The sequence below is a fragment of the Arthrobacter sp. NPDC093125 genome, assembly GCF_044754225.1.
Taxonomy (GTDB): domain Bacteria; phylum Actinomycetota; class Actinomycetes; order Actinomycetales; family Micrococcaceae; genus Arthrobacter.
This window is the reverse complement of record NZ_JBIVOQ010000014.1, coordinates 46,133-63,253: the sequence shown is the minus strand read 5'-3', so window position 1 is coordinate 63,253 and position 17,121 is coordinate 46,133. Positions and strand designations below refer to the sequence as shown.

The 17,121-nt window shown below is 66.8% G+C and carries 12 protein-coding genes; 5 read left to right on the top strand and 7 right to left on the bottom strand.

Features of this window, described 5'->3' with window-relative positions; all coding sequences use genetic code 11:
* Window positions 1-234: 234 nt before the first annotated feature.
* A complete protein-coding gene (locus ACIP9X_RS18720) occupies window positions 235-432 on the top strand; it encodes a hypothetical protein (RefSeq protein ID WP_400481263.1) in 198 nt (65 codons plus the stop codon).
* Window positions 433-623: 191 nt separating this feature from the next.
* Here the strand turns inward: ACIP9X_RS18720 and ACIP9X_RS18715 are convergent, their stop codons facing one another.
* The 6 genes from ACIP9X_RS18715 to ACIP9X_RS18690 form a co-directional block, all read right to left on the bottom strand.
* Window positions 624-2,039: an alkaline phosphatase PhoX gene (locus ACIP9X_RS18715; protein WP_400481262.1), complete on the bottom strand. Its 1,416-nt coding sequence runs from the start codon at window positions 2,037-2,039 to the stop codon at window positions 624-626.
* Between the two features lie 557 nt (window positions 2,040-2,596).
* A complete protein-coding gene (locus ACIP9X_RS18710; RefSeq protein ID WP_400481261.1) occupies window positions 2,597-5,188 on the bottom strand; it encodes an AMP-binding protein in 2,592 nt (863 codons plus the stop codon).
* Between the two features lie 39 nt (window positions 5,189-5,227).
* A complete protein-coding gene (locus tag ACIP9X_RS18705) occupies window positions 5,228-6,388 on the bottom strand; it encodes an ABC transporter ATP-binding protein (RefSeq protein ID WP_400481260.1) in 1,161 nt (386 codons plus the stop codon).
* On the bottom strand, window positions 6,385-8,076 hold the full coding sequence (locus ACIP9X_RS18700) for an ABC transporter permease (protein ID WP_400481259.1): 1,692 nt from the start codon (window positions 8,074-8,076) through the stop codon (window positions 6,385-6,387). The genes ACIP9X_RS18705 and ACIP9X_RS18700 overlap by 4 nt, the downstream gene beginning before the upstream one ends.
* Window positions 8,073-9,095: an extracellular solute-binding protein gene (locus ACIP9X_RS18695; protein ID WP_400481258.1), complete on the bottom strand. Its 1,023-nt coding sequence runs from the start codon at window positions 9,093-9,095 to the stop codon at window positions 8,073-8,075. Before ACIP9X_RS18695 ends, ACIP9X_RS18700 begins: the two co-directional genes overlap by 4 nt.
* Window positions 9,096-9,356: 261 nt before the next feature.
* Entirely contained in the window at window positions 9,357-10,055 is a 699-nt protein-coding gene (locus ACIP9X_RS18690; RefSeq protein WP_400481257.1) for a maleylpyruvate isomerase family mycothiol-dependent enzyme, read from the bottom strand.
* 324 nt (window positions 10,056-10,379) lie between these two features.
* Here ACIP9X_RS18690 and ACIP9X_RS18685 point away from each other — a divergent pair, with 324 nt between their 5' ends.
* From ACIP9X_RS18685 to catC, 4 genes are all read left to right on the top strand, one after another.
* Window positions 10,380-11,765, top strand: a complete 1,386-nt coding sequence (locus tag ACIP9X_RS18685) for an MFS transporter (RefSeq protein WP_400481256.1) — start codon at window positions 10,380-10,382, stop codon at window positions 11,763-11,765.
* Window positions 11,766-11,892: 127 nt separating this feature from the next.
* The gene (locus tag ACIP9X_RS18680) at window positions 11,893-12,837 is read left to right on the top strand and encodes a LysR substrate-binding domain-containing protein (protein WP_400481297.1); all 945 of its coding nucleotides are present in this window, start codon (window positions 11,893-11,895) and stop codon (window positions 12,835-12,837) included.
* Entirely contained in the window at window positions 12,834-13,937 is a 1,104-nt protein-coding gene (locus ACIP9X_RS18675) for a mandelate racemase/muconate lactonizing enzyme family protein (RefSeq protein WP_400481255.1), read from the top strand. Before ACIP9X_RS18680 ends, ACIP9X_RS18675 begins: the two co-directional genes overlap by 4 nt.
* Before the next feature lie 27 nt (window positions 13,938-13,964).
* Window positions 13,965-14,243 carry a muconolactone Delta-isomerase gene (catC, locus tag ACIP9X_RS18670; protein ID WP_400481254.1) on the top strand — a complete coding sequence of 93 codons (279 nt, stop codon included), beginning with the start codon at window positions 13,965-13,967 and terminating at the stop codon, window positions 14,241-14,243.
* Between the two features lie 21 nt (window positions 14,244-14,264).
* Here the strand turns inward: catC and ACIP9X_RS18665 are convergent, their stop codons facing one another.
* Entirely contained in the window at window positions 14,265-17,096 is a 2,832-nt protein-coding gene (locus ACIP9X_RS18665; RefSeq protein ID WP_400481253.1) for an AAA family ATPase, read from the bottom strand.
* Window positions 17,097-17,121: the final 25 nt, after the last annotated feature.

Genomic DNA, 17,121 nt, shown 5'->3' with positions numbered 1-17,121 from the left:
AGCCTTAAGCGTGCAGACTCTCCACGTCGGCACGTACCTTGACGAGGCAACCGTGCTCGTTGCAGCGCATTGCTCATGGATTTCCTCGAGTCCGCCGTGGGCCTACTTCTCGGATAAGTAACGGAACCGCGCGACTGGTTCGCAGAGCTGTTCAGGACCAATACCAGAACCTCGGGCGCCTCCATCGGCTATCAGGTTGCCGCCTCCATTTCAGGCTTCGCACCCTTCCTGGCCGTGCTACTGGCCTCCGCTTTCGGGTGGGCAGGCGGCGCCTCACTCTACGTCCTCGTCGGCGTCATCGGCCTGCTCGGAGTCCTGAACACACGAGAAACCTGGGGCGCCAAGCAAAAAGCAGAGGTAGAGCGCATCATCACGGGCGAATTGACGGAATCGGCCGAAGGCGGCCGGACTGCGGCATCCCCCGTTCACTAACGACATCACGCAGCAACCGCCCTCGGCGAGGTCAGAATAAACTGACCGACCCGGGGGCGGTTGCCCTTCCCGCCGTTCTGGCCGGAATCAGCCTTGCAGTCACCGTCGGGTGTGGAATGGCCGGAAGACAACGGTCACGACCAGGTTCTTCTGAGGATTCCCTCGCCGCCGACGGCCTCAGCAGCATAGTTCTAGGCTGCGTCGTTGGACGGACGGGTCCAAGGGCCAGTGATCGCAAGGGTAAAGCCAGGGGACTGGATGTTGGCAAAGAGCCACTTGCCGTCCTTGCTGAAAGCCGGTCCGCAGAACTCAGAGTCGTTGACTTCGTTGCGGGCCAACGGGTAGGACCTGCCCTGGCTGGTCACGCCCACCAGGTGCGAGACGCCGTCGCCGTCCTCCGCCAGGATCAGGCCGCCCTGCGGCGCCACCGTGATGTTGTCGGGGCCATCGAAGTGGCCGCTTTCCGCATTCGGGTTGGGGTTGACCCCGAAGATGGTCTTGAGGGTGATGCTCTCGGTGGCGGGGTGGTAGAACCAGACCTGTCCGTCGTGGCTATTGGCGCTGCCGTAAATGATGCGGGCAAAGCTGGAGACAAAGTAGGCTCCATCGTCACCCCACCACTGGCCCTCGAGCTTGCGGGCACGGGTGATCTGGTCGTTGCTGAACTGCTTCCGTACCGAGGTGGTGCGGGCGTCACGGTCCGGAATGTCGATCCACTCAACCCTGTAGCTAGTGCCCACCGTGGTGGCTTCGGAAAGGTCTTTGACGTGGGTGGATCCGAGGAAGCATTTCATGGCCTGCAGGCGCCCGGCGGTGTCCCCGCCCCCGGCTTCGGCGAGCCTGCGCAGGCTTTCCCTACCCGGTACGTATCCGTTTGGCGGAGTCCAGCGCAGGTAGAGGCCGTTGGGGTTGCCCGCATCCTCGGTGAGGTAGATCTGGGTGGTGGCCGGGTCGACCGCTACGGCCTCGTGGGAGTAGCGGCCCAAAAACTTCAGCGGAACCGCGGACTTTCCGATGTTGGCCTCGCGGCTGGCCGGGTCCACCTCGAAGACATAGCCATGGTCTTTGGTGTTGGTCCCAGACCCGGCGCGGGCTTCTGTCTCTTCGCAGGTCAGCCACGTGCCCCACGGAGAGATACCGCCGGCGCAGTTGTTATTGGTGCCGGCGAGGGACGTGTACTGGCCCACGCGGTTGCCCGCTGCATCTACGATGAGAGTGGAGGTGCCACCCTTGGCTCCGGGGTCATACGTGAGTGCCTCGACCACGGGAACGGGGAAGGGCTCCTCTCCGTCGTTTTCGTGGTTGCAGACCAGCACAGATCCGCCGTTGGGAGCCTCAAACACGCCGATGCCGTCAGGATCTGACGGGTGGACACCTTCGGCCATTGCCGTCTGGCCGGAACGGGCAAGCAGCTTGTAAGAAAAACCTTCGGGCAGTGCGAGGATACCGTTGGGGTCCGAAACCAAGGCGCCGTAGCCGACGGCATTGCGGGTGGCAACGTTGCCGGGACGGACGAACGGGGCGAGGCTGCCGGCGCCGACGAACACGAAGCCCAAGGCGGCGACGCCTACACCGGCACCCACAAAGTTACGGCGAGACAAGGACATGGAGATGCTCCTCAGGGGGAGGGTCCCCGGAACAGATACGGCGGCGCGGAACCACCGCCAGCCGAGCTGACGCATGGCGTCCGCGACAGATTGCTGGGGGCTCTCCCCCTGCAGGCACGGCAGGCACCCGTCCCACCTCGGCGTCACTGTCCAGCATGTACTGATCGTACGAGGAGACCTTGTAGAAAGCTTGCCTCGGGGCGCATGTGGTGGTCGGCTTGGTCGCGCCACCAGACGCCGATGCCTGTGGCACCGTCTAAGCGGAGGTGCATACCAGCTCCTGGCGATAACCGTCCCGGTTGCCGGCAGCGAGCTGGCCATCCGGCGGCTCCTCCAGATCGGCCCTTCCCTGACGCTCGGCCACCTTCGCGAGGTCCTTCAAACTCCCGTTGGCTGGCGATTCACATCTGCGTTCCTTCACGGCCGCTGATTCACATCTTCGTCTGTGTACGCTCAACGAGCGGCATGCCTGTGAACCTCGGCCGATGGGTTCCCCGGGGTAGCGATGACTAGAAAGTATCGGTGGCGGGTTCTGACTCCATCCGCTGCGCCGTTTCTCAGGATTCGGAGGTCCGCCCTGCAGTGCTGCGCTCAGGTGATGGTTGACGGCTGGTTCGCGGGCCATCCCAGAATTGCCTGCTTAGTCTCGCCCTTGTGGTGGCGGCTGCAGCGGGCAGCCATCGCCACAGAGCCCAGTAACCGACGCCCAGCACGAGGGAACCCACGACAGCCAGGAGCGGGTTGAGCGGCAGCAGTACCGGATAGACCAGCCAGTGGGTGAGGTAGATGTACAGGGAGGCTGCTGCCAGCCAGCCGGTGACGCGGCGCAGGGCCGCCGGCACGGGCAGGGCGGGCACCCACACAAGCAGCAGGATGCCCGCGGCCACGGCTGCTTCCCGCACGACGTTGTCGAAGAAGCCAGGCAGGGTCAGCAGCGTGATGATTGAGACGGTCCACCGGTGAAGGGTTGTGCGGGCGCGGGCCAGTGCCCAGCCCAGCGCGAAGAGCCAGAACACTGGCGCAGGTTTAGGTAGGCCCGGGTCCACGATGTCGTAACGGGACAGCAGGGCAATGCCAACGAGGCCCAACGCGAACGCGAAGGGCGCACGGCGCTCACAGCGCTCGACCCAGGGTATGGCCATGAGCGCTGTCACGGCCAGCAGGACGTAGACGAGCATTTCCACGAACCAGAAGTGCCACTGGGTCGTCAGCTCCTGGGGCCCCAGCATGGCGTTGAGCAGGAAGATGTTGGCGATGCTGTAGTCGTCGGTGAGCAGGTATGCCACGGCGATGAACGTCATGGAGGGCACCGCGATGCGCGTGACACCGCGCATCTGGCGGCGCAGCCGCGGGACCCGCTCATCGGCCAACTGGAACCGTGCGAAGTTGTAGCCGGCCACTGCGAATAGCAGGTGGGCGATTTGGAAGGTCATCAGTTCCACGTGCGTGGCCACGATGCACACGATGGCAACGGCCCGGAGCACAATGGAGGTCTCCAGGAAGGATACGAGTCGACGCCGCCTGGGTGTCCGGCGGCGTTCGAGTTCCTGGACGGGTGTGAGGTGCCAATCGGGCGGGAGCTGCCCCAGAGCGTGCTCCAGCCGCAGGGAGACCGCCACGTAGGACAGGGAATCCCCGTCCAGGGAGACGAACGTGTCGTCGTCGCGAACAGTGGGACGCTCCAGGGCCTCGGCGAAGATGCGCCGGACGTCGTGGGCGTCCGGGGCGCCTGGCTCACCGCCCACGGCAGCGGCAGCGGGGATCGGGGAGCCCGGCGCGGCAAGCTTGCGGACGGCCGGGTAATCGATCTTGCCTGTGCCCAGTCGTGGCAGGTGTTCGACGGCATGCACTGCGACGGCGGCGCGGGGCAACCCGACGCTGCCGGAGAGGACCTTGGTGAGCATTCCCGCGTCGTGCTCGCCCTCGACAGCGACGACAAGGCGGTCATCGGAGCCGGCTGCGGCCGCGGTGATCCCTAGTTCGGCGAAGATCCGCTCGACCTGCCCGAGGTCGACGCGCAGGCCCACGATCTTCACGAACCGGCTGCGCCGGCCTACAACCTCGTAGAGCCCGTTCCGGTGCTGCCGGGCGAGGTCGCCGGTGCGCAGTTCATGGATTTCCCGACCCAGCGCGAGGTCTTCGGGGTGCTCAGCATAGCCGAGCATGACGTTGGGGCCGCTGTAGACGAGTTCCCCGTCCGCCAGGTCCTCCACCGGCTCGATGCGGAACGTGCCGCCCGGCACCGGGACACCGATGGTTTCGGCATGGTCGGCGGCCAGATCCGGCGGCAGGTAGGCCATGCGGGCAGTTGCCTCCGTTGCCCCGTACATGACGAAGAGGTCCCAGCCGCGGCGCTGCCCGGTCGCGGCCCAGGAGCGCACCTTCTCAGGCGCCAGGCGCCCGCCGGCCTGGGTGATGTAGCGCAGATGCGGCAGGTCCGCCTCCGCGAACCCTACCCGTTCCAGGAGGTCGAAGGTGTAGGGAACCGCCGCGAAGGAAGTGACCCGCCGTTCCCGGCAGAGTTCCCAGAAGCAGGGGTCCACGACCGAAAGGTCGGTGAGCACCAGGCCTGCCCCACGGATCAGGTGGCTGTTTACTACGGACAAGCCGTAACAGTAATGCAGGGGCAGAGTCGTCGCGGCGCGGTCCTGGGGTCCGATGTGCAGGTACTCCGCGATGGACTCGGCGTTCGCCGTGAGGTTGGCATGCGAAAGCCGCACCAGTTTCGGTGAGCCTGTCGACCCCGACGTGCTGAGCAACAGCGCCAGTTCGGGGTGCAGTTCGTGCCGGGAGCCGACACGGCGCTCTTCAAGCATTGGAGTGCCGTCGCCTTCGCCTGAACGCAGCATCACGTCGGGGTCGTAGGCGGCCACGAGGGACGCCAAGGCCTCAGGTTTGTCTGCCGGAGCCAGCAAAAGGGGATGACCGGCCGACAGGGCCGCGAGGTATCCGACGAGAGAGTCCAGGTCATTGCGCGATGCCAGCGCCACCAGCCGGCGCTCGGTGCCCAGACGGGCGGCGACATCATCGACGCGTGCGGCAAGCTGCCGGTATGAAAGGACCCCGTGGGCGGACAGAACCGCCGGGCGGTCGCCGTGGCGGGCGAGGTCGGCGAAGGCGACCCGGGCGAGCTCAGGCTGCGCGGTCAACGCGTCACCAACGCGGTATTCGTGAACATGGGAACTGGCCTAACTTAGCTCGATGGGCTCGGACGGTCTGTGCTCCGAGGAGCTGTCCGCAGGCGGAGAGGTGATCGCCCGGTCGCCCAGCAGCAGTGTGGGGGTTGTACCGGGTGCGACCGTCACGGCGACCGCCGTGCCGACGGGGTGGCGCACGGTGTGGGGCTGCCAGGAGCGCACGGTTCGCCCGGACGCCAGCCTGACGTAGTGAAGCACGAACGCCCCGTGGTATTCGACAGCGCACACCCGTGCAGAGGACCCCGGGTCCGGGTGCAGCGCGACTTCGTGGGCGCGCAACACCACGTCGACATCGACGTCGCTGTTGGCCCAGCCCGGGACCGTAGAAACGATGCCGATCTCACACGTCAGCAGGGCTCTTTGCACCCGCGCCGGGAGGAAGTCGGCGTCGCCCATGAATGAGGCCACGAAACGTGTGGCCGGCTGCTCGAAGACCGTTTCCGGCGTATCCGCCTGCTCGATGACACCGCCGCGCATGACGACCACCCGGGTGCCCACGGAGAGTGCCTCCGTCTGGTCGTGAGTGACGAGCACCCCGGTGGTGCCGGTCTCCTGGAGCGTGGCGACGGTGTCCCGGCGCACCTGCGCGCGCAGGGACTCGTCCAGGCTTGAGAACGGTTCATCAAGGAGCACGACGGCCGGCCGTGGCGCCAGGGCGCGGGCCAGGGCAACACGCTGCTGTTCGCCGCCGGAAAGTTCATGCGGGTATCGGTTGGCAAGGTGGGCGAGCCGAACGAGGTCGAGTACTTCCCCGACCCGTGCCCGGCGCTCACCGCGGTGCAGCCGGTCCAGGCCGAACTCAACGTTCCGGCCGACGGTCATGTGCGGGAACAATGCGTAGTCCTGGAACACCAGTCCAACCCGGCGACGCTCGGGGTCAACAAAACGGCGCCCGTCGGCCACAACGTCCCCGGCGACTCGGATAGTGCCGGTGTCCGGCCGTTCCAGGCCTGCGGCGAGGCGCAGCGTCGTGGACTTCCCGCAGCCCGATGGGCCGATCAGGGTCACCAGCTCACCGGCCGGGATCGTCAGCTCCAGCGCGTCCACGCCCACAGCCGATCCGTAGTGCTTGGTGACACCCTCAAGGACCAGAGCCGCCGGCGGCCCCTCGGCGGCGAAAGGACGCTGGACCCTTGCCGTGCGGATGCTCATGCGTGCGCCTTCCCTTGAGTTTCGGCGCGGCGGGACTGCCGGACAAGGACGAGAACGGGGAGGACGGCGGCTGCGACGATCACCAGCGCGGGCAGCGAGGCCTTTTCCCAGAAGTTCTCGCGCGCAAGCTCGTAGACCCACACAGACGCCGTCGTGAACCCGAAAGGTCTCAGCAGCAACACGATGGGCAGCTCCTTGACCGCGTCGATCGCCACCAGCATCAGGGCCACGGCAATCCCGGACCTGGCCAGAGGGACATGGACACGTCCCAGGATTCGCAGCGGGGCGGCGCCGAGGCTGAGGGCAGAGAAAGTGATAGTCGGTGGAATTTTCGCGAAGCTCGCGTCCACGGCCTGATACGCCGGGGCGAGGAAGCGGATCACGTAGGCGTAAATGATGCCCAGTACCGAACCGGTGACAAGCAGACCCGTGCCTCCGGGCACGCCGGCACGCTCCAGGGCGGTGTCCAGCGCCGCAAAGGACAGGAGCACACCTATGCCCACCACAGCGCCCGGTACGGCGTAACCGAACGTCGTCAACTGCGCGGCGGAGGCAATGAACCGGCCCCCGTTCAGGCGCACACCGTGCGCCACGGCCACGGAGAGGAACACGCAGGCCACTGCGGTGACCGTCGCCACGAGGAGGGTGTTGACGACGTACGCGCCGAAGCGCGGATCCGCCAGGAAGACCGGGTTCGTGACTGCCTCCCGCAGCGCCCAAACCAGGAGCTGGATCACAGGAATCAGGAAGCCCGTGCCGAGAGCCGCCATGCAGACGGCGGTGGCGGCCCAGCCGCGGCCCCCGCGGAGCTGCTTGGGCTGCAGGCCCTGTCCTCGCCCGCCCTGGCGGTGGTAGCGGGCCCGGCCGCGCAGGGCCCGCTCGCCTGCGAGTACGGCAAGGGCGAACAGCAGCACCAGGATCGCCAGCTGGGTCGCAGCGTGAAAATTGAAGGTGCCCTTCCAGACCAAATAGACGCCCACGGAGACGGTCTGGACGTTGAAGTACTGCACCGTGGCGAAGTCCGTCAGCGTCTCCATCATCACCAGGGACATGCCCGCCGCCAGTGACGGCCGGGCCAGCGGCAGCAGCACCCGCCGCAGCGCCCGCCCTCGCCCTGCGCCCAGGGTCCGGGCCGCGTCGTAGGTGCCCGCCGTATGCTCAATCAGCGCCGTGCGCGCCAGAAGGTAGACGTAGGGGTACAGGGACAAAGACATCACCAGCACTGCCGCGGGCAGTGACCGGACTTCAGGCATCCACGCATCCGCACCCCATACTGCACGCATGGCCGACTGCACCGGACCGGACACGTCGAAGACGGACAGGAAAACGAAACCCAGAATGTAGGCGGGCACGGCCAGGGGCAGGACCAGCAACCAGACGAAGACGTTGCGCAGCGGAAAGCGGTAAGCCGTCACGAGCCACGCCAAACCGCCGCCCACCAGAAGCGAGCCCGCGGCCACTCCGACCATCAGAACCAGTGTTGTCACCGCCATGTCGAAAAGCCCCCGCGGCGGCGCGGCATCGCCCAGGCTGCCGAGCCCGTCAAGGACCACCGCGAGCACGGGCGTGGCAACCACAGCAGCTACCACGAGGACGAGGGCCGACCACCCCGGACGGTCGGCACCGGCCCTAAGGCGAGAACGGCGCTTGGGCGTCCTCGCCTCAGCAAGGACGGCCGTTCCGGTCACTTGTATCCGGCCTCGGCGAGCAGGTCGACGGCCTCGGCATTGAGATCGCCGTAAGCTTGGGCGTTCAGCGGCATGCGCTTGAACTCGCCGAAATCCGAAATGACCGGCTCCGGCTTCACCGTTGGATTGACCGGAAACTCGTGGTTAGCGTCAACGAACGCGTTCTGCCCCTTGGTCGCCAGCCATTCAATGAGCCGCAGCGCGGCCTCAGGGTTGTCGGAGCCCTCGACCAGGGCCGCCCCGGAAATGTTCACATGCGTCCCCGAACCGCCCTGGCTTGCCCAGAAAAGGTCTACCTTGAGGTCCGGGTTCTTGGCCAAGGTGCGGGCAAGGTAGTAGTGGTTGTTGATGCCCACATCACAGGTTCCCGCGTCTATGGCCTCAAGCAACAGGACATCGTTGCTCATGATCTGCACGTCATTGGCCACCCAGCCCTTGGCGATCTTAAGGGCCTTCTCCCGGCCGTGAAGGTCGATCAGGCTCGCCACGAGGGACTGCGTATAGGAAGACGTGGCGTCACGCATGCACAGCCGCCCCTTCCACTTGGGGTCAGTCAGCCCCCCGTAGGTATCTTTTGCATCAAATTCAGCGGGATCCACCTTCGCGGGGTTGTAGGTAACGGTACGGGCCCGCATGGCCAGTCCGTACCACCGGCCCTGCGGATCGCGGAGGTCCTCCGGCACCGCCTGATCAAGAACCGCGGAGTCAATCGCGGCGAGCTCATTCTGGCGTGCCGCATTCCAAAGGTTGCCGGCGTCCACCGTCATGAAGACATCCGCCGGGGTGTCCTCCCCCTCCGCCTTGAGACGCTCAAGAAGCTCGGCATCACCACCGCTGATGAACTCCACGGAGATCCCGGTTTCTTCTGTGAACTGCCCGAAAGCGCCCTCCAGGTCGTAGTGACGGGCGGAGTAGATCTGAAGATCGGCGGGCTGCCCACCGGTGAAGCCGCACCCGGTCAGGGCGGATGCAAGAACTGTCAGGCCTGCGGTGGCAGCGATCAAGGAATGGCGGGGCACTTGGAGCTCTTCTCACACGGGCGGTGCGGCCACCGCATGGTAATTTTGCAAGGTTAGCCTAACTTAATTACGCGCTCGGTCCGAACTATGAAGTGCCCCCACTAAGTGCCCCGATGGTGGATTGCCATCCCTGGCAACTGCCTCCGTTTAGTAAGTAGCCTTACTACCGGACGTGGCGTCTAGCGGCGGGCGCCGCATTCCCCTGCGCTCCGGTACGAATCGACGAGGGAATTATCGCTGCAGCCCTTCCTGCCGGCCGGCTCACCAGCGCGGCAGTGCCGGCACCGGGCCCCCCGCCTCGATATGCGCGGCATCACCGCGCGCCAGCCACTGGAGCAGGCCCTCACGGTCGGACTCAACGCGCAGCGCGCCGTTGCCGATAATCCACTGGTCCCGCTCCTCGGTGACCAGGGTCATGCCCGGCACCTCCTTGGCGCCCAGCGAACGCACTACGGCCTCGAGGGCATCCAGCAGCGAGTCCGGGTCGGCTTCCTCGATGGTCCAGGCGGTGTCCAGGTCATGGTGATGCACCACCACTTCCGCGATCCGGAGCGCCACGATGGACGTTGCCGGAAGTGGACCGCCGTCAACCCCGACTTCCGGAGCAACGAGCGTGCCGGCCAGCCGCTGCGCCTGCTCGGCGAAGTGTCTGGCCGAGGCCCGCAACTCCTCCAGCAACTCCTCCCGGGGCAGCGCTGCCAGGGCGGAGATGGCACCGGCGCGGGCTTCGGGCGAGGCGTAAAGCCGGCGCTCTTCTCCCGCGGCGGCCCACTCGATGAGCTGGACCAGCGCCCGCCCGTTGGCGGCGACGTGGGCGATCACGTGCGCCCTGGACCATCCTTCACACAAGGACGCGGCCGCCATTTCATCGTCCGAAAGGGACGCGACGGTGGCAAAGAACATGTCGGTTTCCCTGCCCAGGCGGGACAGGTCCGAGTGCAGGCGTGCGGGTGTGATCATTTAGCCAGCCTAGCTGCGGCCCCACCCCGGGTACTACTGTTCCGGCGCCGTTCTTCCATACCGGGATCCTCTCGATTGATAACGCGGGACGGCAGCCGGCAGGCTCGGCGCGCAGCCGCCCCCGCAGAGCGCCATTTATAGCGATTGATCTCTAAGAGCGGCCTACTAGTTAGAGAAAGATAATCAATAACCCCCGAGCGGAACCCCGGGTATTTACCTCATATGTCCTGCGTCACACACCTGTCAGGCTGAAGGGAACCCCGAAACGGCCGCTGGCCCAGAGTCGTGCCAGCGCACGCAATCACCCCTTGAGAGGAGCCGGACATGACACAACCGCACGCGGTTATCGCTGACAATCCACAAAAGGAGGCCCGTACCGCCAACTGGGTGGCCTTCATCATCTGCACGGCCCTGGTCTTCGACGGCTACGACCTGGTCATCTACGGCACCGTCCTGCCGGGACTCCTGGCGGACCCCGGCCAGATCGGACAGTTCGACGTGGCCACCGCCGGCCTCCTGGGCTCCTGGGCCCTCATCGGCGTGCTGGTGGGATCGCTGGTCTGCGGCGCCGTGGGCGACTTCTTCGGCCGCCGCCGGCTGATGCTCCTGGGCATCGCCTGGTTCTCGGTGGGCATGTTCATCACCGCACTGACCACCACCGTACCGGCCTTCGGTGCCATGCGGTTCATCACGGGCCTTGGCCTGGGCGTTGTCATCGCCAGCGCCGGCGCCACCATGGCCGAATTTGCACCCGCCGGACGCCGCCAGTTCTACAACGCCATCGTGTACTCCGGCGTCCCGGCAGGCGGCGTGGTTGCCTCCATCATGGGCATCCTGTTCCACGAGAGCCTCGGCTGGCGGGGGCTGTTCATCATCGGCGCACTGCCGCTGGTCATCCTGCTCCCCATCGCCTGGCGCAAACTCCCCGAGTCCCCCCGCTGGCTGCTGTCCCGCGGCCGGGAAGAGGAGGCCCTGGCCGCCGCGAAGCGCACCGGCGTGCCACTGCTTGAAGAGCGCGTCATCCTCGACTCGGGCGCAGCACCGCAAAAGTCCGGGTTCGCCGCGGTCTTCTCCAAGCAGTTCGCGCTGGCCTCGATCCTGCTGGGACTCATGTCCTTCTGCGGCCTCCTCCTCACCTACGGCCTCAACACCTGGCTCCCCAAGATCATGGAGGGCTACGGCTACGGCCGGACCTACTCCCTGTTCTTCCCGCTGGCGCTGAACCTCGGCGCGGTGGCGGGCGGGCTGGTCGCCTCCCGGCTGGCGGAAAAGAGCGGCCCGCAGCGGGTCATCGCCACAACCTTCGGGCTTGCCACCGTTTCGCTGGTCCTCATGACCTTCAATTTCCCGCTGCCGATGCTCTTCACGTTCATTGCCGTGGCCGGCGTTGGAACGCTGGGCACCCAGGTGCTGATCTATGGGTTCCAGTCCAACTACTTCACCACCAACGCCCGCGCAGCCGGCGTGGCCTGGTGCGCCAGCGTGGGCCGGCTGGGCGGAGTACTCGGCCCGATCATCGGCGGCTGGCTCGCGGCAGCGGGCATCGGCGGCTCCACCGCCTTCTACATCTACGGCGGCGTTGCCCTCCTTGGCGCCCTGGTGACGGTCCTGGTCCCGCACCAGCGCAAGCTGGAGGAAGCCGAGCACAAGGTCGAGGAGATCGCCGGGCACCGCACCGAACCCAACGTCACGGCGAAGCAACCCCAGTAGCGTGCAGCGGCCTGCCTTGAACGTCATTGTGTCGAAAGAATGCACTAGTAAGTTCTTTTAGGGTTATTCTTTGAATCAATACACGTCCAGGGCAGGCCCTTGGCATGACGCACGGGAGGGCACCACAGTGGACATCCGGCAGCTGAACTACTTCATTGCGGTGGCGGAAGAGCGGCATTTCGGCCGGGCGGCCAAGCGCCTCCACATGGCCCAGCCGCCCCTCTCCCAACAGATCCGCCAGCTCGAGGAGCAGCTGGGGGTCCGCCTGCTCAACCGCACCACCCGGCGCGTGGACCTCACGGCCGCGGGGCAGCTCCTGCTTGACCGGGGACGGCAGATCGTCAACGACATAGGGACGCTGGAGGCGGACGTATACCAGGTGGGCAAGGGCGCCACCGGTGTCCTCCGGGTGGGATTTTCAGGGTCTGCAACCTACGGCGTCATGCCCCAGATCGCACGCCTTGCCAAGCAGGTCCTGCCCGGCCTGTCCCTGGCATTGAACGGCGAGATGCTCACCCCGTCCATGGAAGCAGGTCTCCGCGACGGAACTTTGGACGCAGCACTGCTGCGTCCCCCCGTCTCATCCCAGGAAATCGACTACCGCGTCGTCGCCCAGGAGCCGCTCGTCGTCGCGGTTCCCTCATTCAGCGCGCTGGCGGAGGACAGGTCCGTGGCGATGCATGAACTGCAGGATCAGGACTTCATCGCATATGCGCCCGAGTCCGTGCTCTACCGCATCACTTCCGACCTATGCCGCCAGGCCGGCTTCCAACCGCGCATCACCCAGGTAGTTGGCGAGACCTCCACGATGCTGGCATTCGTTGCCGCCGGCGGCGGCGTGGCCGTCATGCCGTCCCGGGTGCGGGCTTTCCAGCTCGACGGCGTTGCTTACCGGGAGATCGAAAACGTCCCTTCCGTGGAACTCGCTGTCGCCTGGCTGCGCGGAAACCACTCCGCCCTGCTGCAGAACTTTTTGGACATCGTCGGCACCGCCATAGCCGCGCAGCCGCTGCCCGACCCGGCCCCCGGGCCAGTCCCGCTTCCCACCGATGAAAGGCTTTCCCAGTCATGAAAATCGCAGCCATTGAGGCGATTCCTTACTCGATCCCCTACCGCCACCCGCTGCATTTCGCCTCCGGATCCGTCCACGAGGCTGACCACGTGCTGGTCCGCCTCCGCACGGACGACGGCGTGGTGGGCCTCGCGGACACCCCGCCGCGCCCGTACACCTATGGCGAGACGCAAAAGTCCATCGTCGCGGTGGTGCAGGATGTGTTTGCTCCGCAACTGATCGGCGTCGACATTTTTGACCGGGAGAAGATCCAGGAGATCCTCTACCGCACCATCCACAACCAGACCGCCAAGGGCGCCGTGGATATCGCCCTGTGGGACGTCATCGGCAAGACGCTGGGGCAGCCGGTGACCAAGCTGCTGGGCGGCTACACCGATTCGCTGCGGGTCTCCCACATGCTCGGCTTCAAGCCCGCCCAGGAACTGCTCGACCTGGCACTGGAGTTCCGCGAGACCTACGGCATCAACACATTCAAGCTCAAGACCGGCCGGCGCCCCCTCCACCTGGACATCGAAGCGGCCCGTGTACTGCGCGAGGGCCTCGGCGGGGACGCAGAACTGTATATGGACGCCAACCGGGGCTGGTCCGCGAATGAGGCCGCGGAGGTGCTGCGCCGCACCGCGGACCTGGGCCTGCAGTTCCTCGAGGAGCCGGACGACGCCCGCGAAGTCCTGGGCCGCCGTCGGCTCGTTGCCAACTCCCCCATCCCCATCGCCGCGGACGAATCCGCCGCCAACCTCGGCGAGGCCGCCCGGGAAATCCTCAACGGCGGGGCCAACCTGCTGGCGGTCAAAACGGCCCGCTCCGGATTTACCGAGGCGGCCAAGATCGTGGGGATGGCCGAGGGCATGGGCATCGACGTGTACATCGGCAACCAGATCGACACCCAGGTGGGCACGGTGGCTTCGGTGGTGTTCGGCGCCGCGTTCGCCCACACTGCCAAGCGCGCCGCGGAACTGTCGAACTACCTGGACATGGCGGACGACCTGCTGGCCGAACCCCTGCAGATCATCGAAGGGCGCATCCGCGTGCCCGAGGGCTCCGGCGTGGGCACCGGGGTCAACGCGGAAAAGCTCGAGCGCTACCGCAGCGACCGCTAAGCCACCCCTTCCACGAAAGGAAAATCAGTGAAGTACCTGGTCCATATGGACGTCAATCTGCCCGCAGACCTGCCCGCATCCGAGGCGGCTGAAATCAAGGCCAAGGAGAAGGCCTACTCGCAGGAGCTGCAGCGCTCGGGGAAATGGCCGGAAATCTGGCGCGTGGTGGGTGAATACGCCAACTACTCGATCTTTGACGTGGATTCCAACGAGGAACTCCACGACATCCTCCAGAATCTCCCGCTGTTCCCGTACATGGAGATCTCGGTGGTGCCGCTGGCCAAGCACCCCTCCGACGTTAAGTAGGAACCAGCCAGCCGTTCCGGGTCAGTCCCTGGCCCGGAACGCGGCGGCGAGCTCGCTGCGGGACCGGATGCCCATCTTCCGGTAGAGCCGCGTGAGGTGGTACTGCACCGTCTTCTCGGCGAGGAACAGGGCGCGGGCCGCCTCCTTGTTGGTCGCACCCCCGGCCACGAGTTCGGCCACCGCCTGCTCCTGCGCGGTGAGCTGGACGTGGTGGTCCCGCGCGGCGGTGAGTACCGAATCGGCAGGGTCAGGGAGATTTCCGACGTCGAGACCGGTCGCCTTGAGCTCCCTGTCGCAGCGCTCCACATAGGTGGCCGCGCCCAGTGAGTCGTAGAGGTCCCGTGCCGCACGCAGCACCGAAGACGCCAGCCGGCGCTTGCCGGCGCGGCGCATGCTCTGCCCGAAAGCAAAACTGATCCGGGCCCGCAGGTAGGGCCGGTTGAGCCCGCGGAGGTGGCCCAAGGCGGCCTCGAAATGCTCCCTGGCAGCGTCGGGATCCCCCTGGGCCGCCAGCAGCCGGCCTCGCGCCCAGGCCATTCGTGCCATGTCGGAGGGGACTTCGCGTTCGCGCCGCAACCCCTCGAAGGAGGTCAGGAAAGCGTCGGCGGTGTCCAGCTGATCGGTCATCACCAGGGCGTTAACGTACGTGTCCTGCCAGGGCCAGAAGGACACCCGGTCCTCGGTCCACGGGTCCAGTTCGGTCAGCGGCTGCAGCACGGCGAGGGCGCTTTCATAATCAGCCCGCGCCTCGTGGAACCGGGCCCGCGCCAGGCTGGCCGGCACCTGCATGGCCCGGTAGGTTCCCGGCTGGACCGCGGCCTGGGAGACGTAATAGCGGGCGCGGTCCCAGTCGCCGCGCATGGACCAGAGCTCCGCGGCGGTCCAGTACAGCAGGGGCCGGATCAGGGGCATCCGGGAGGTTTCCAGGCGGACACTGGAGCGGGCGATGGTGGCCGCCGCGGCATCCCAGTTCCCCAGCACCAGATGGGTGCGGGCCAGCCACGCCTCGGCCCACAGGGAGATCCGCAGGGACCCGCCGCGGTACTCGGTGGGGGCAGCCGACTCGAAGTTCACCAGGGCCGCTTCCACGTTGTCCATCCGCAGTGCCAGCCAGCCAGCTCCCATCTGCACGCGCTGCTTCTGCGCGTTCTCGGCTGCGTGCGCGAACGCCCGCTGGTAGGATGCCTCCGCCTCCCCCAGCCGGCCCCGCGCGTACAGGCCCAGGCCGTAGATGGCTTCCGACTCGACGTGCGCTGGCGTCCCGGGCTCGGTCAGGGCCATTGCACGCTCCGCCCAGCCGGTGATCATCGGCCCGTCCCAGGATGCCACCCCGTGCAGGACGAAACGCTGTGCCACCTGGGCGGCGGCCTTCGGTTCGCGCTCCGGGTTGCTGGTGCGCCACGCCATTTCCAACTGGCTTTGGGCGCTGTCGTTCTGGCCGGACACAGTGGACAGGTAGCCCAGCACGGAGGAGCGCAGCGGCGAGGGCGGCAGGGCGTCAACGGCTGCGGACCAGGTCTGGGCCTCGGCTACGTTTCCGGCCCCCACCAGCGCGTCCACTCCGCGCAGGAGCCTGTCGTTGCGTGCCCGGATATCCAACGAAAGCCGGGAAGCGGAAAACAGCGCCGTTGCGACGTCCTGCCATGCCCCCACGTCTGCCTGGCGGTTGGCGAAATCCTCGAGTTCTTCGGCCAGCGACTGGTCCGCGGCTGGCGTTGCCGAAACCCGGTGCCCCAGTTTCTCGCCTTCCGGTTCCACGGCTTCGGCGGCCAGCCGGTGCAGCGCGATGCGGCGGCTGGGAACAATCTGCTCGTAAATCGCCTCGGCGGTGCCGGGTTCAACGAAGACGACGGCGGAGCGCGCCTGGTCCACGGACAGCCCCAGGAGGCCGGCGCGGTGGCCTTCGTCCAGGGCTTCGAGGACGGACGCCACCCCGCTGACCGCGGCCACTTCCGCCAGTCCGGCGCTGCGCCCCAGCACGGACGCCGCCTCCGCGACGGCAACGAGTCCGGGCGAGGCGGCGTCCAGGACGCTGCGCACCCTGGCCCGGAGCCTGGACGAGGGCGGCAGCGAGGGGAACCAGGTCAGCCAGGTCTCCGGGGGCAGTTCGCGCAGCAACTCCACCACAGGCTGCGGCAGGCCGCCCGTATGCCGGACCAGCCCGTGGGCCGCGGTGACGCTGAGGTCAATGCCGTGGAAACGCCGGGCTAGTTCCTGGACCTGCTGCGCGCTGAGCGGTTCCAGGGGGATCCGCTCCACTTGGTGTCCGGTCAGGAAGTCCAGGACGCCGGCGGGGATGCGCGGCGCCTCGGCGGGATTGAGCGTCAGCAGGAAAAGAATCCGCTTGCCGTGCAGCCGGCGCATGACGAACGTGAGGATACGCAGGCTTTCCACGTCCAGTTTGTGGACGTCGTCGACGGCGACCACCACGCTTCCGTGCGACTGCAGCCCTTCGAGGTGGGTACTGAGGGTGGACGCGTAGTTGACCACCTGGTCCGCGCTCAGGGCGGCGACGGGCGTAGCCGGAAGGTGCGGGCCGCCGTCGTACGCCTTTGCCGAACGCAGCGGTGAGGTGAGCATGAGCTGGGAGTAGCCGGCGAGCGCAAACTGCGCTTCCCACTCATCGCCCATGGCCGAAAGGATGCGGACGCCGCGGGCGCCCGTGCGGCAATGCTCCAGGAAGGACTCCAGCACGGCGGTTTTTCCGCAACCCGAGGGGCCGGTGAGGACCACGGTGGCCACCTTGCCTTTGCGGACCGTGCGGAGGATGTCCAGGAGCTCCTCGAACACCGCAGCGCGGCCCACCAGCGGCGAATCCGCACCGATATCGCCCTGGACGGACCCCGCAGTCATGGCCGCAAGTCTACCGGAGTGGCCT